At 68.7% G+C, this 15,277-nt stretch carries 11 protein-coding genes and 1 pseudogene; 5 read left to right on the top strand and 7 right to left on the bottom strand.

Translation table 11 applies throughout. The features are described from left to right. Positions 1–63: 63 nt before the first annotated feature. The gene (locus tag Rhe02_RS18320; RefSeq protein ID WP_203909464.1) at positions 64–2,616 is read right to left on the bottom strand and encodes a CHAT domain-containing protein; all 2,553 of its coding nucleotides are present in this window, start codon (positions 2,614–2,616) and stop codon (positions 64–66) included. Positions 2,617–2,653: 37 nt separating this feature from the next. On the opposite strand from Rhe02_RS18320, the gene Rhe02_RS18325 reads away from it, so the two are divergent. The 4 genes from Rhe02_RS18325 (at position 2,654) to Rhe02_RS18340 (ending at position 7,218) form a co-directional block, all read left to right on the top strand. Next, the gene (locus tag Rhe02_RS18325; protein WP_203909465.1) at positions 2,654–4,021 is read left to right on the top strand and encodes a S8 family peptidase; all 1,368 of its coding nucleotides are present in this window, start codon (positions 2,654–2,656) and stop codon (positions 4,019–4,021) included. Then, on the top strand, positions 4,011–4,610 hold the full coding sequence (locus Rhe02_RS18330) for an RNA polymerase sigma factor (RefSeq protein ID WP_203909466.1): 600 nt from the start codon (positions 4,011–4,013) through the stop codon (positions 4,608–4,610). Before Rhe02_RS18325 ends, Rhe02_RS18330 begins: the two co-directional genes overlap by 11 nt. 29 nt (positions 4,611–4,639) lie before the next feature. Further along, positions 4,640–5,098: a hypothetical protein gene (locus Rhe02_RS18335; protein ID WP_203909467.1), complete on the top strand. Its 459-nt coding sequence runs from the start codon at positions 4,640–4,642 to the stop codon at positions 5,096–5,098. A gap of 89 nt (positions 5,099–5,187) precedes the next feature. Then, positions 5,188–7,218 (top strand): putative bifunctional diguanylate cyclase/phosphodiesterase, encoded by a 2,031-nt coding sequence (locus Rhe02_RS18340; protein WP_239123898.1) that lies wholly within the window; start codon positions 5,188–5,190, stop codon positions 7,216–7,218. Between the two features lie 13 nt (positions 7,219–7,231). Here the strand turns inward: Rhe02_RS18340 and Rhe02_RS18345 are convergent, their stop codons facing one another. Next, positions 7,232–7,825 carry a hypothetical protein gene (locus tag Rhe02_RS18345; RefSeq protein WP_203909468.1) on the bottom strand — a complete coding sequence of 198 codons (594 nt, stop codon included), beginning with the start codon at positions 7,823–7,825 and terminating at the stop codon, positions 7,232–7,234. Positions 7,826–7,898: 73 nt separating this feature from the next. Further along, a complete protein-coding gene (locus Rhe02_RS50770; RefSeq protein ID WP_203909469.1) occupies positions 7,899–9,572 on the bottom strand; it encodes a SigE family RNA polymerase sigma factor in 1,674 nt (557 codons plus the stop codon). 150 nt (positions 9,573–9,722) lie between these two features. Between Rhe02_RS50770 and Rhe02_RS49865 the strand changes: the two are divergent. Beyond that, positions 9,723–10,422, top strand: a pseudogene (locus Rhe02_RS49865) (mechanosensitive ion channel family protein); the annotation flags it as partial. Between the two features lie 489 nt (positions 10,423–10,911). Here Rhe02_RS49865 and Rhe02_RS18360 read toward each other — a convergent pair. The 4 genes from Rhe02_RS18360 to Rhe02_RS18375 all read right to left on the bottom strand — a co-directional run bounded on the left by Rhe02_RS18360 (position 10,912) and on the right by Rhe02_RS18375 (position 15,216). After that, on the bottom strand, positions 10,912–12,363 hold the full coding sequence (locus tag Rhe02_RS18360; protein ID WP_203909470.1) for a DUF8189 domain-containing protein: 1,452 nt from the start codon (positions 12,361–12,363) through the stop codon (positions 10,912–10,914). 83 nt (positions 12,364–12,446) lie between these two features. Beyond that, positions 12,447–13,946 carry a serine/threonine-protein kinase gene (locus Rhe02_RS18365; protein WP_203909471.1) on the bottom strand — a complete coding sequence of 500 codons (1,500 nt, stop codon included), beginning with the start codon at positions 13,944–13,946 and terminating at the stop codon, positions 12,447–12,449. Positions 13,947–13,975: 29 nt separating this feature from the next. Continuing rightward, the gene (locus Rhe02_RS18370; protein WP_203909472.1) at positions 13,976–14,386 is read right to left on the bottom strand and encodes a hypothetical protein; all 411 of its coding nucleotides are present in this window, start codon (positions 14,384–14,386) and stop codon (positions 13,976–13,978) included. A gap of 32 nt (positions 14,387–14,418) precedes the next feature. Beyond that, entirely contained in the window at positions 14,419–15,216 is a 798-nt protein-coding gene (locus tag Rhe02_RS18375) for an SAM-dependent methyltransferase (RefSeq protein ID WP_203909522.1), read from the bottom strand. Positions 15,217–15,277 lie beyond the last annotated feature (61 nt).

Genomic DNA, 15,277 nt, shown 5'->3' on the forward strand with positions numbered 1-15,277 from the left:
GCGCTCCATCGGCACGCACCGTCAGCGCTCGCCCAAGGTGGGCCTGCTCTCGCGGCGGCGCCGTCAGCCGGCGCCGATGGCGATGAACGAGGCGGCGGTGGCCTGGCTGACCGGGTCGGCGGGCATGCTGCGGCGCGCGGTGAGCAGGGCGTGCGCCAGGGAGGTGGACCCGGCGCGCAAGGCGTCGTGTAGGGCCAGCATCAGCGCGCCGGTGGCCTCGTCGTTGACCGGGTCGGCGGTGGCGACCATCGCGGCGGTGCCGCGTGGCAGAAGGGCGGCGGCCAGCCCCAGCAGCTCGTCGGAACCGGCTGGGGTCAGCGCGGCCGACTCGCAGCTGGGCAGGATCAGCCGGTGTGGGGCGTGGCGAAGCCGCGCGACGTCGTGGACAGTCATCGGCCCGTCGGCCAGCCGCAGGTGGGAGAAGAGCGGGTTGTCGGCACGGACCGCGCCGTGCGCGGCCACGTGGGCCAGCGAGCTGCCGTCGATCGCGTCGAGGACCCGCGCCACCGTGGCGTCGTCGCCGTGCAGGACTGTCGCGTATGGATAGCCGCCGGCGAGCTTGTCCATCTCCGCGCCGCGGGCCAGGCCTGGGCCGCGCACCAGGGCGACCCGCTCGGGTGGGGCGACGGCCTGCCGGGCGCGGACCCACGCCGAGACCGACGGCGCGATGCTCAGGACGCGTTTGCCCAGGCCTTCCAGAAGCGCCCACGGCACGCCGTGCAGCGTCGCGGGCGGGACGATGATCAGCGCGCCGGCGCCGAAGCGTTGTGCCGTCTGTCCAATCAAGAATGCGGAAAGCCGTTGCCCTGCAACGGTGAGAATGGAGGGATCCTTCGCGCGCCCATAGGCGAACCGGCGCAGCGCTGATCGGGCGAAGAGCACCTCTGCGGCCAGATCGCCTGCGGCATCGGGGGTGTAGCGGCGCACCCGGCCGCGGCCGCACAGCACGTGGTGCAGCCGTCCGTCGATCTCCACGATCTGCAGCAGCTGATCGTCGCCGAGCAGCTCTAGCAGCAGGTCGACTGTCCACTGTGGCCGGTTGGGCGCTCTGTTCGGGTCTGCGGAACTCTGCCGAACCCGTTCGCGGATCTGCGATTCCAGATGCTGCTGACGTCCCGGCGACGCGGTGGCCGATCGGTACGCGGCGAGCAGGCCCACCAGCACAGGATCATCACGTTGCGGCATCGGCGGCACAGCCAGCGTCACCGAACGCCACCGATCGCTGGCCACGAGCAGGTCGCGGGCGCTGCCATCGGTCAGGCAGCTGCGCTGCGCAAGCAATGCAAGCTCGGCGCCGAGCCCGGTGGCCAGCGCCCTCAGCTCGGCGGCACCCAGCAGAAGCTGGTAGTCATCAAGCACCTGAAGCCCACGGCCACATGAACGTCGCAGCCCCCGCAGATCACCAACGGCCTGCGCCCGCAGCGCGGACGCGACCCACGCGGCAACCCTGGCCTCCACCGGCCCCCGTTGCCGATGCCGAGCCGCCGCAAGCAAATGCCCCTCCGCCAACCGGCCGGCCGCCCCGTCGCCGCGGGTCAGGGTGAGGCGGGCGGCTAGGAGGTGGGCTTGGGGGACGTCGGCGGAGCCGGTGGCGGCTAGGGCGAGCGCCACGCGGTTTGCTTGCGTGGCAAGGGTTTTCGACGCGTGGCCGGCTGCCCAAAGGGCGGTGAGCTCCTGTAGGTGGGCGTGCTGGGTCCACCATTGGCGATGCTGGCGGGTGAACATGCGCCGGGCCGAACGGGCGTAGCCGGCCGACTTCAGGGGATCACCGGCGGCGAGCGCCGCCCGGGCGGCGAGCAGGAGCAGCTCGGCCCGTTTGGTGGCCTGCCCGCGGGGAAGCTCGCGAAGCGCGGCGTCGGCCTCCCGGACCGCGTCGTCGGCGAGGTTGGCCGCGAGCAGCACCTCGCATCGGGCCAGCATCAGGCTGTAGGTGGGCGCGCCCAGCGCCCGAATGCGTTCGTCTGCTATGGACAGATGGGCCAGCGCGGCGGGCTGGTCGCCCGCGGCGAAGGCTACGGCGGCCCGGTTCTGGCGGGCCACCGCGGAGTCGTGCCGGTGGTCGATCGTGGAGAACATCTGCTCGGCCTGGGCGAAGTCGGCCTCGGCCCGGCCGGTGGCCCCGGCGGTGAGGTGGAGCAGCGCACGCAGGGTCAGCGCCCGCGCCGCCCACAGCGTGTCACCGGATTTGCGTAACGGCGGCAACGCTTTGGCCACCTGGACCATGGCCTCGTCGTGGCGGCCGAGGATCCGCAACACCCCGGCCAGACGGAAGCGCACCTTGGCGCGAACCTCCCCGCGGGATAGCTCGATAGCGTGAGTCAGCTCGGCCAGACCTTGACGCGCCCGGCCCGCCTGGACTAAAGCCACTCCTAATGTCGCGCAGACATCCGCAACCCGTGGGGTGGAGCCGGCGCGACGGGCAAGATCCCTAGCGCGGCGCAGGTGCGACACCGCCTCGGCGTAATTCCCGCGCTCACGGTGAACTATGCCGATAGCCTGATGTGCCAGAGAGGCGTCGTAAGGCGTCGGGCCGCTGTCCAACAGCGACTGCGCACCGGCAAGGGCGGCCTGCGGCGCGGAGAAGACCATCGAAACAAGCCCATGCGGGTCGCCCATCAGATAATGCTAAGAGCCGCCGCCCCGAGGAGTCCCAATGCAGGTCTTGGAAGACCCCTACGACCGGTACCGCCGCCAGTTCCAGCGAATCCAGCGCGAGCTGCGCATCGCGGCCTATCCCGACGACGAGCCCGTCGAGCTGGACTGCGACGACCTGACTCGGCCAACGATTTCCTACCAGCGTGATCATGTCATCGCCTATACCGGGTCAGACAATGTGGACTTCCTCGAAGCCCACTTCGACGCGGCCAGGGTGGGCGAGGCACGATCCGGTACCCAGCTGATGAAGGTCAATGGCGATGCGCGCGAGATCGTGGAGCGGGCGCGCGCGGGCAGAGGCAGACAGTCCTACTCGCTGAACCACCTGATCGCCGTCGCGGTGGGCGACGTGAACCTGTGTCCCTGCGATGAGCCGATGCTTCCCCCTTCCGACGCCTTCATGTATCCCGATCCGAGCCGCGCGGACCCCGAAGCGGGCCGGGGGGTCATGGTCGATGTCATCGACACCGGACTGATCCGGACCTACGCCGAGCACCGCCACCTCGACGGGGTCGAGGCATTGGGCTTCAGAAACCAGCTCGGCGAAGGGGAATTCGTCCCCCTCGACTACGGGCACGGCACCTTCGTCACGGGTGTGCTGCGCAGTGTGGCCCCCGCCGTCGATGTCCGGGTCAGCCGTCTGCTGCGCCGCGGCGGCGCGACCACCGAGTTCACGTTGCGCGACGAGCTGGAGGCGGTCCTGCACCGCGACCCGCCGCCCGACATCGTCAGCCTTTCCGCCGGGAACACCAGCAGCGACGGCCACACGATGATGGCGCTGGAGCCCGTCGTCGACCGCCTGCACGCGGCAGGCATCGTCCTGGTGGCGGCCGCGGGCAACAACGGCAACGACGTCAAGTTCTTCCCGGCCGCCTTCAAAAACGTGATCGGCGTCGGAGCGACGCGGCGCGGGGCCCGCGGGCGCGCCTGTTTCAGCAACTACGGCCCATGGGTTTCGGTTTACGCGCCGGGGGAACGGCTGGTCAATGCGTTCGTCACCGAGGGTCGATATAGGACGGTGCACGAGGGCCGTGAGACCTGTCGTTTCCGCGGGCGCCGGGAGGAGGGCTGGTACGGCAACTGCACCTGCATCGACACCCTGGAGCAGGGCGACATCACGACTTTCCCGAGCAATCTGGCCCGCTGGAGCGGCACCTCGTTCGCGACGCCGATCGTCGCGGGCCTGATCGCCGCGAGGCTGGCCCTGGCGCGCCGGGACCACCCGGACACCACGCCGCGCCAGGCCGCCGACTGGCTGCTGCGCCACGCCGATCGCGGGGCCGGCGCGACGGGGCCGCTGGTGGAGCCGGGACAGCAGCTGGTCAGCCGATGCGGCAACGATCCCGACTGCGCAGGTGACTGCTGAAGTGGTGACCCAGGAGGCCGCCGCGTTGCTGCGCGCGGCGGCCAACGGAGACGCCCAGGCCTGGTCGGGTCTGGTGCGCCGGTTCAGCGGGCTGGTCTGGTCGGTGGCCCGCGGGCACGGCCTGAGCCAGGCCGATGCCGAGGACGTGTACCAAACGACCTGGCTGCGCCTGACCCAGCATCTGGAGCGCATCAAGGAGCCGGACAGGATCGCGGGCTGGCTGGCGGCCACGGCGCGCAACGAGTCGCTGCGCGTGATCCGCTCCGGGTTGCGGGTCTCTCCGGTGGAGAACCTGGAACCGGCCCTGGAACCGCAGGGTTCGCCCGAGGAAGAGGCGGTGCAGGCCGAGTCCGCGCGACAGGCCCGGTGGCGCGCAGCGCGGCTGTGGGAGGCGTTTGAGGAGCTGTCGGAAAGGTGCAAGCAGTTGTTGCGGGTGCTCAGCGCGCCCACCCCGCCGAGCTATGCGGAGGTGGCCGAGGTGTTCGACATGCCCGTCGGCAGCATCGGGCCCACCCGGGCCCGTTGCCTGGCGCGATTGCGTGCCTTGTTGGCCGATCGGGGTATCACGAGCGGCAGTGAGCGCTCATGACTGTGCGACCTGCCGATGGAGGCCCACCCGTGGACGACGATGACGACGAGCTGATCGGTGAGCTCAGCCAGGCTGCCGAGCTGGCCGACCCGGTCCCGCCCTATCTCGTCGACGCCGGCATCGCCGCCTACACGTTTCGCACCATCGACGCCGAGCTGGCCGCGCTGGTTTTCGACTCGGCCGCGGCGGGCAGCGATCAGCTGGTGCGAAGCGAGCGCCCGGCTCGGATGCTCAGCTTCGAGACCGCCGATCTCAGCATCGAGCTGGAGATAATCCCGCAGGGAGAGATCATTCACCTGGTCGGCCAGATTCTGCCGCCGGCCGTGGTGCAGATCGATGTCCGCCAGCCGGATCTGGTGAGCACGGGCAGCACGGACGGCCTGGGCCGGTTCAGCTTGATCCTTCCCACACCCGGCCCTTTTCAGCTCAGCCTGCCCTATGCCGCAGCGCACGGCGGCGCCATGGTGACCGAATGGATTTCCGTGTAGTTACAGCACTACTGCGAGGTTTTGGCTATTTGGCTGAATTGCGGCATCAGCTAGGCTTGGTCTCCCTTGCGCAATGAGTGGAGGCGATTGTGGTTGCGCTGACCTTGCGTGCGACGCGTTCCTCGCGGCCGCCGTGGATGGCGATTTACTCCGGGCTGGTAGGTCTGGTCGCAGTGGTGATGTTCATCGCCACCGCCGAACAGATCCCGCACACCGTCAGCCTTCCCGCCTTCTGGCTCATGACCGGCCTTGCCCTGGTCGCTGCGGCGCTTGCCTTTGTGACCACCGACATCCGAGGCGCCTCGGTGGTGCTCTGCCCGGTGCTGTGTTTCAGCTTCGCCACCGTCCTGTGCTGGGGGCTGGCTCCCGCCATCCTGATGCAGACCCTCGCCACAGCCGTGGTGGGCCTGCGGCTGCGAGACTCGGCCAAGCACATCGGTTTCATCGCGGCCCAATACGCCGTGGCTTTCACGGCCGCCTATGTAGTGGTGCAGATCGGCGACCCGAAGCCCTTCGCCACCACCACCGTGGTCGAGAGGCTGTCCGACACCGCCACGGTAATCCTTGCCGCCGCAGCCTTTCTCGCCGTCTTTTTGGCGCAGACCATCATCACGGCCCGGCTGACCTCCCCGGGCTTCCAGTGGCAAAAAGTGCGAGCATCGCTGGCCCACCAGGCGCTGTTCCTGGCTTCCTTGCTTTTGCTCAGCCCGGTACTGGCCGTGGCCGCCCACGTCAACGTCTTCTTCGTGTTACTGATCATCTTGCCGCTCTACGCCGTGCAGAAGATGGCCCGGCTCTCGGCCGAACGCGACCGGGCCGCCTGGGCGGATCCGTTGACAGGGCTGGCAAACCGGCGCGGCCTGCAGGCCCGCTTCGACGACCTGCGGGCCGGAAAACCGATGGCCCTGCTCATGCTGGACCTCGACCGGTTCAAACACGTCAACGATGCGCTCGGCCACGATGTCGGCGACCGGCTGCTGGTTGCCATCGCGCAGCGCCTCACCCGGCAGACGCCTGCCGGCGGCACGGTGGGACGCCTGGGCGGCGACGAGTTCGCCATCCTCGTACCGGGGGTGCGCGACGCAGAGGAGGCCCATGAGGTGGCCCGCACTGTGCTTGCCGCGCTTGCCCAGCCGGTACGCCTCGACGAGCTGGACATCGACGTGACCGCCTCGGCCGGCGTGGCCGTACACCCGGATCAGGGCACCGACTTCGCCACCCTGATGCGCCATGCCGACGTGGCACTGTATGAGGCCAAGCGCCGCGGCGACAGCGCCGCGAGCTACGACCCTTGTGTGGACCTCAACAGCCCGCAACGCCTCGGGTTGCTCGCCGACTTCCGCCGCGCGCTGGAATCGCCCGGCGACGAGATCGCCCTGCACTACCAGCCGCAGGTGGCCCTGGACAGCGGCGAGCTGGTCGGGGTGGAGGCGCTGCTGCGCTGGACGCACCCGACCCGGGGCCTGATCAGTACCCCGGAAGTGCTTCAGGTCGCCGAGCACACCTCGGTCATGCACCTGCTGACCGTCCGGGTCATCGACGACGTCGTGGCCCAGCTCGCCGCCTGGCGTGCGCAGAACCTGCGCCTGCGGGTGTCCATCAACATCAGCGCTCGTGACCTCTACAGCGGTGAGGTGGTGGAACACCTCGCCACCCGCCTGCGCGAATATGACGTGCCACCGGATCAGATCCAGGTGGAGATCACCGAGAGCGCGCTGATGGGCGACCCGGTGCGCGCCTACAGCACCGTCATGAAGATCGTGGGGATAGGTGTTGCCGTCTCTCTCGACGATTTCGGTACCGGTTACTCCTCGCTGCAACACCTGAGGAAACTGCCCCTGGCCGAAATCAAGGTGGACCGCTCCTTCGTCGCCGGGATGGCTGACAACTCCGACGACGCGGCCATCGTTCGCTCCACAGTGGAGCTTGCCGCGTCTCTCGGCCTGCGTTCGGTGGCCGAGGGGGTCGAGAACGAGTACACCTGGGGCATGCTGGCGCAGACCCACTGCTCGCTGGCACAGGGATGGTCGGTGGCCAGGCCGATGCCGGGCGCGGAACTGGCCCGCTGGCACACCAACCGCTTGCACGCCAGGGCAAGCCAGGCACAGCTCACCCTCTGAAGCGCCGGGTGCGTCAGCAGAAGTCGGTGCCGCCGAGGAAACTCGACTTGAGGTAGGCGGCGTCACCGGCCACCATGGCGATGACCTTCTTGCTGGCGTCCAGGTCGAACATGATGCCGCGCCCGGAGGTCGTGGTCACCAGGTAGGCCATCCCGCCGCCCTTGGTGAGCTCCTCGCCGAGCGAGCCGTAGATCGACTGAAGGGCGGCCAAGGTGTTGCCCAGATACGCCCCGGACGGGGTCGGGATGGCCGTCGATCGATTGATCAGCACGTAGAGGGTGCCGTCCGGCTTGAAGCTCATCCGGACGTCCTTCCACCTGTCCTTGCCCCGGGCCGTCGTGTTCTGCGCACACGTCTCCCCGCCCGTCTTCACCTCGTCGAGCTGCCCCGCGCCCTGAAGCGCGGAAAGCTTGGCGCCCAACAGGTAGGGCCCGCTGCCGTCAACGCTGAAGGCGAGCTCCATCGTGCCGGCCGTGGCGGTCGGGCCGGGGGTGGCGCTGGCGGCCGGAGTCGGCGAGGCGGTAGTGGCTTCCGGCGCCGCGGTCGGCGCGGGTGCCGGATCCTTGGAACAACCAGCGGCGGCGAAGAGCACAACAAGCACGGACAAGCCAATTCGCACCATGTCCCAAGTGGACCTCAAAACCGTTGCCGATCGCAATCCATTGTCCGACAATCCCTGGTCACGGTTCGATCAGTATCCACTCCCGCTGCTGCCCCGCGCCGGTGCCGATGACGTAGCCGGGCGAGATTCGCAACACGATCGTGCCGTCGCTGAGCACCTGAACGCCGGACGGATCCGCCACACCGATCGGTGTTTCCACACCATCTCGGTAGTACGAGGCCGCGTGCGGGCGCAGCAACACCACCGTCCCGTCGCCTATCGGCATCCAGCCGGTAACCGTGGCGAAGTCCGGCACGCCCATCGTGGTCCAGGTCGCGCCCACCAGCTTGATGAGGTTGCCCTTCGCGGGCATCCACAGCTCCTTGCCGTCGGGCGAGAGGCGAACCTCCGACGGATCGTCGCCAACTTGCACGCCGATCGGCAAGTCGACCTCCTGCCACGTCCGGGCCTTGTCCTGGCTGCGATACAGGTTCGGGCTTTGGCTCGCCAGCCACAGGCGGCCGTCCCCGCCGTTGATCACGCGCGTGGTCCCGTCGTGTACCGGCAGGCTGGTAGTGACCTCACCCGCACCGGCCCGGTAGAGCTTGGCATTCGCGCACTCGACTTTCGCGGACTCAAATCCGGTGGCCCCCGGGCAAAGCGTGTAGTACTCGCCCAGCAGCGCATACAGCGACTGGGTCGGCGGGGTCGCTTGCGAGGTGTATGTCGCACCACCATTCGTGGTCAGGTAATACGTCTTCGGCGGCGTCAAGTCGTGCACGGCGAAGACCTGCTGGTTGAAGATGTACAGGTCCACGATCGACCCCTTGAGAGCGGGAAGCTTGATGTTGCGCCAGCTGAGGCCACGGTCGGTGGTGTAGTCCAGGGCGTACTGACACGCCAGCTCCTGCCGCACGTTCGCGACGCACGACACGAAGAGCGCCCAGATGTTGTTGCTGCCCAAAAAGTACAGCCTGGGCTGCTCGGCGAAGGCACGTCCGTGCGACGGCAGCGTGCGGGACTCAGGGGACAGCGGATGAACGGTCGCCGAAGGCGTGGGCGTCGGGTTCACCGGCGCTGACGTCGGGCCGATTACCGGCGGAACCTTGGCGTCCTGCCGAAGGGCGATGGCCAGCGGGATCACCAGCAGCGCCAGGACAATCGCGGCCACGGCGGCCCGCCGGGCGTTGCGCCGCTTGCGAACCCCCGCCACGGTCTGTGCCACGCCGGGGGCCTGGATGGCGCTGGCGGTGGCCCTTTCCCAGACCGGCGCCTGCTTCTCCACAAAGTACTCGGCCAGCTGGGACCGGCCCCGCGACAGCCACGACCGCACGGTGCCTTCGGCAACCCCTTGCTGCTCAGCGATTTCGGCCGTCGACAGGTGAGCCAGATGGTGCAACACGACGGCGAGCCGGTGGTTGGGCGGCAGGGTGGCCAGCGCTCGCGACAGCGCGACACGTTCCGGCCCCGGCCCCTCGACATGCTCTATCCGCTCCCGCTTCAGGTGGCGCATCGCGACCTGCAAGTGGCGCAGCCGGCTGGTGGCCAGGTTCCAGGCCACCCTGCGCACCCAGCCCGCGGCATCGCCGTAGGCGCTGACCTTGTTCCAGTGATCCAGCGCGCGGCAGAACGCTTCCTGGGTAAGGTCCTGCGCCTCGGCGTGATCGTCCAGATATGCCGAGAGTTGTCCCGCTATGCGGTGAAAGTGCGTCGAGTAGAACTCGGCGAACTCGCCCGTATCCACCTGCGTCATGCCTTCTCCTGTCGCGTGTCCGAACTGGCACGCGCTCGGGCCGGCCTTTGTTGCATCGGTTGAGCCTGTAGTTTGCCGAGCCATCGCTTAGCGATCAAGCCCCGCGGGGTACCGCCCTAAATGAACACGCCCTCGACATAGGAGGAAGCAATGGACATAGGTGCCGCCGTGGCCGACATGTGGCGCACAGTGATCGTCTTCATTCCCAAGGCGGTCGCTTTTGTAGCGATTCTTGTCATCGGGTGGCTGGTGGCCAGATTCCTGCGCAAGTGGGTCGACCGGCTCCTGGAACGGGTGGGCTTCGACCGGGCCGTGCAACGCGGCGGCCTTCGGCGCTGGCTTGCCGGCGGAAAGTACGACGCGTCAGGCATCGTCGCCACCCTCGTCTACTACGCCGTCCTGCTTTTCACCCTCCAGCTGGCCTTCGGGCTGTGGGGCCCCAACCCGGTGTCCGACCTCATTCAAGGCGTGATCGCCTGGCTGCCCAAGGCATTGGTCGCGATCGTCATCATCGTGGTCGCCGCGGCGCTCGCGTCGGCGGTCAAGGACGTGGTCAGCTCCGCACTGGCCGGGCTGTCCTACGGTCGGTTGCTGGCCAGCCTGGCCAGCTTCTTCATCATCGGCCTCGGCATCATCGCGGCGCTCAACCAGGTCGGCATCGCCACCACGGTCACCATGCCGGTGCTGATCGCCGTCCTGGCCACCGTCGCCGGAATCCTCATCGTCGGCGTGGGTGGCGGCATGATCCGCCCGATGCAGCAGCGCTGGGAGCGGTGGCTGGGCCGCGCCGAGCAGGAATCGGAAAACCTCAAGGAGCACATCCAGGCCCACGCCGCCGGCCGCCGCGACGCCATCGCCGCCGCGGAAGCGCAAGCGCAGGCGGAAGCGGCCCGTGTCCGGGCCGAGTCGGCCAGCGCCGACGAGACCCAGCTGGTCCCGGTGGCAGCGGTCACCGGCACAGCCCGCCCGGTCAACAGCAGCGTCCAAACCCAGAAGCTGCCCCGAATCACCGACCAGTCCGCACCTTCACAACCCGCGCAAGCGGTCCAGGCATCGCCACCGGTCCGGCCCGCGCAGCCACCGCAACCCGCGCAGCCACCGAAAGCAGCCCAGCCGCCGCAAGCTGCGCAGCCGGTCCAAGCCTCCCAACCGGTGCGGCCCGCGCAGCCGCCGCAAGCTACGGAGCCGACACAGGCTACGCAGCCGGCTCCGTCGGAGCGCCCGACCGAGCGAACCCGGGCACCGAAACAGGTCGAGCCCGCCGATCCCGGCAACGACCAATAACAGCAACCGATCCAGCGCGGCCGGGCATGCCTGCCCGGCCGCGTTGAGGTGATGACTAGCGGCCGACCAGGACTAGCTGGGTGGAGTTGTCGGGCAGACCGGCCAGGGCGACTCGGCTGCCTCGGGCGGGGGTGGTGGTGCCCTGGCCGGGCAGGCTGTTGAATTCGGTCCACGAGCCGTTGCCGGCCCGTACCCGGTGGTAGATGGCGTCGTCGGCACCGACGATGACCACCTGGGCGGTGCCGTTGGGCAGGCCGGCGATGGTGACGTCCTTGGCGACCGCGGGGCTTGTCGTGCCGACGCCGTTGAGCGGGGCGAACGGGGTCCAGCTGCCGGAGGCCAGGCGCACGCGGTGGTGCAGCTGCCCGCCCCCGCCCGCGATGACGACTTGGGCGGAACCGTCGGGCAGGGCGGCGATCGCCACGGCGCTGCCCTGTGCGGTGGCGCCGGTGCCGTTGCCGTTGAGGGGCTGGAATTCGGTCCAGACCCCGCTGGTCTGCCGGAGCCGGTGGTAGATGCCGTTGTCCATGCCGACGATGAGCACCTGCGCGGTGTTGTCGGGCTGGCCGCTGATGGCGACGTCCCTGGCGCCGGCCGGCGTGGTGGTGCCGAAACCGTTGAGGCGGCCGAATTCTGTCCAGGCGCCGTTGGCTTGGCGGACGCGGTGGTAGACGGTGTCGTCCGCGCCGACCAAGACCAGCTGGGCCGAGCCGTTGGGCAGTCCGCAGATGGCCACCCGCTTGCCCTGGGCCGGGGAGGTGGTGCCCATGCCGTTGAGCGGCTGGAATTCTGTCCAGGTGCCGTTGGCTTGGCGGACCCGGTGGTAGAGGCGATCGTCGGCGCCGATGATGGCGACCTGGGCGGAGCCGTCGGGCAACCCGGCCACGGCCATGTCTTTAGCGTTGCCGGGCAACGAGGTCTGGAAACCGTTCAGCGGCCGGAAACCTGTCCAGCTGCCGGAGGCGGCGCGCAGCTGGTGGTACATCGGGCCGGAGGTTCCGGCGGGCGGAGCCGGGTTGTTCGCGATGTACTCCAGCGGATTGATCCGCACCCCGGCGGGATTAATCATGTGCCAGTGCACGTGCGGGCCGGTCGAGCTGCCCGAGCCGGGTGCGCCGGCGGCCCCGCCGGAGAGCCCGACGATGGCGCCCGCCCCGACGCCGGTTCCGTTGGCGAGCAAGAACTGTGACAGGTGAAGGTATTGACTGCGGTATCCCTCGGCGTGGCTGATGGTGACGGTGTGCCCGCCCGTGCCGTTGAACGGGGTGTTGGTCACGGTGCCCGCCCCGCACGCGGGCAGCCCGGTGCCTACCGGCATCGCGAAGTCGATGCCGCCCAGCGAGCCGCGGGCCAGGTGTTCCTGCCACCCATCGGTGATCGGGTACCCGGCGAATGGGTTGTAGATGGCGGGCCCGGCAAACGCTGGGGCGGGCAGCAGAAGGCCGCCGGCGGACAGACCGGTGACCGCCGCCGCGCCACGGATGAGGGTTCTCCTGGTGACTGGCATGCGTGCACGGTAGGGGCGGCGAACCCGCAGATACAACTACGCATTTCTACGTATCGACGAATGCATCGTCATGGTGTAGGGAGTCAGCTTCTGGCCGGAATGAAGCCGTCCAGGATGATCTGGAGCTCGTCGCGGTCGGCGTCCCACGTCGCGGCCGGGGTGCGCCAGTAGATCGAATAGGCCTGGTCCGGCGCGGTGATGAAGCCCCGGTTGAGCACGTGCACCGGGGTGTTGCCAAGGGTGTAGGTGAACTCCCAATCCGCGGCTTTGTCCCAATAGGACACAGGCTCCAGTCGGATGCGCTGGTAGTTGCGATATCCGTTGCGCCGCGCGGCCTCGTTGTTGCGCCAGTCCTGCACCGGGTCCGGCTTCGGGGTGCGGGACTGCTCGATGAGCAGCAGCCGCCCGGTCGCCTTGTCCTGCCATTGGGCTCGCCCGTCGCCGTCCCGGCTGAACTGCCAGCCGTCGGGAACGGGCACCTTGAAGCCGTTCCCGTCGTCGCGCCATTGCCAGCCGGCCGGGAGCTGGAAGCCGGTGGGTGCGGGCTTGACCGACGGCTGCACCGATTGGTTGGCCGAGGGCTGGGCCGACGGCGACGATGCCGCGCCCTGGTCGCGTGACGAGGAGCGGTCCAGCAGGAACAGCACCACAGCACCCAGCGCCAGCAACAAAACCAAGGCCCACAACCATTTTCGGCTGGTACCAGGCGAAGCCCGCCGCGGCGGCGAGGTGGGCAGCGCCCGGGTGGCTTTCGCCCTGGGCGGCGCCATCGCCTCGCGCAGCATCCGCTGCGCCGTGGCCGAGTCCAGACGCCGGCCCGGATTCTTCTCCAGCAGCCCCATCAACACCGGTGTCAGCGGCCCGGACCGGCGCGGCGGCGGGATCGGCTCGGTGGCCAGCGCGGTCAGCGTCTCCATCGTCGAGGCCCGGCCGAACGGCGGCTTGCCTTCCGTTGCCGCGTAAAGGGTGGCGCCCAGCGACCACAGGTCGGAGGCTTTGCTGGTCTTGCCGTCGCGCGCGCGTTCCGGGGCGAGGTAGGCCGGTGACCCGATCAGCAAACCTGTCCGGGTCACGAACGGGTCGCCGGGCATGGTGGCGATGCCGAAGTCGGTCAGCACCGCCCGGCCGTCCTGGGTCAGCAAAACGTTGCCGGGCTTGACATCGCGGTGCACCACGCCCACCTCGTGCGCGGCGCTGAGCGCCTGCAGGATCTCCAGCCCGATCCCCGCCACCCGCTGCGGGGACAGGTCGTCGCCGTCGGACATGGCTTCATGCAACGACTTGCCCGGCAGGTACTCCATCACGATCCACGGATCGCCCTTGCCCACCTCGACCACGTCGAAGACCCTTACCACATGGGGGTGGTTCAGCTGGGCCACCGCCCGCGCCTCGCGCATCGAGCGGGCCTGCATCTCGCCGCGTTCCGCCGTGGTCAGGCCCGGCGGCGGCACGAGTTCCTTGATGGCCACATCACGGTTGAGCACCTCGTCGCGGGCACGCCAGACCCGCCCCATGCCCCCCTGACCCAGCGGGTGCAGCAGGCGGTAACGGTCGGCGACGAGCAGCGACTGTGCCGTGGACACGATTATCGGGTACCCAAAGAAGCCAAAGCTCACACAGCGCGGTGCCGGCCGGCCCCGGGCGGCTCGTCGTCATAGGCCTCGACCACCGAGCCGAGCTCCTCATCGGTGAGTTCGTCGCGTTCCTCACCTATGGCCAGGCGCATGTTCTCGATCTCCTCTTCGGCGGAGGGAAGCCGCCACTTCGTGGGCCACGGGTTGGGCAGGTGACCCTCCCGAATCGCCTGCCGCGCTTGACGTGTGTTGCGGTACGACAGCGGGATGGTGCTGAACGGCAGGCGCTGACCCGTGCTACGGGAACGGACCCGGCCCGGCCGCACGAACGGCCTCGGGCCAGGCCCGTTTTCGATCCACCAGCGCAAGGTCACCTCGAGGTTGCCGAACGGATGCATGATCACGACGAGGATGTCGTCCAGATCAAGGCCTTCCGCCGGTGATGGCATGGCCCCCAATATAGGCGAACTTCGCTGGCTGTCTAGCGCTTGATGCCCACGCCACCAAACTCGGTGACGATGGTGGTGTCATTGCCGTCCGGCCGCCATTGCGAAACCGTCACCACGCCGGGCTCCTGCAGCTCGGTGCCTTCGAAGAAGCGGCCGATCTCCTTGGGGCTGCGGGCGGTGATCGGTGCCGAGCCGCCTTCGTTCCACATGCGCATAGCCTGTGCCACGGCTTCGGCGTGAACTTCCATGGTGGGATGGGAGATCACGAGGTAGCTGCCGGCGGGAACGGCTTGCACGAGCTGGCGCACGATTGCCTGCGCCTGCTCGTCGTCGGTGACGAAGTTCATGATGCCGAGCAGCATGATGGCTACTGGCTGGCCGAAGTCGAGGGTGCGGGCGGCAGCCTCGAGAATCGCGCCAGGGTCGCGGACGTCGGCGTCGATGTAGTCGGTGGCGCCCAGCGCGGTGCTTGTCAGCAGGGCACGGGCGTGGACGAGCACCATCGGGTCGTTGTCCACATATACGATCCGGGCGGCCGGATTGGCCGCCTGAGCGACCTCATGGGTGTTGTTCGCGGTGGGTAGTCCGGTGCCGATGTCGAGGAACTGGCCGATGCCACTGGCACCGGCAAGATGGCGCACGACGCGGCCCAGAAATTCGCGGTTGTAACGAGCCGACTGGACCAGCTCTGGCATGAAGGTGAGCACCTGTTGTGCCGCTTCACGATCGACCGCGAAGTTGTCCTTGCCCCCGAGAAGGTAGTTCCACAGCCGGGCCGAATGGGCCACTGTGGTGTCCAAACGCGATAGAGGATCGCTCGCGCCGGGCATCGTGTCGTTCACGAATGCACCTCGCATTTACGGTGGGTGGGAGTTGGACCAACCTAGGGTA

The organism is Rhizocola hellebori, from assembly GCF_016862955.1.
Taxonomy (GTDB): Bacteria; Actinomycetota; Actinomycetes; order Mycobacteriales; family Micromonosporaceae; genus Rhizocola; species Rhizocola hellebori.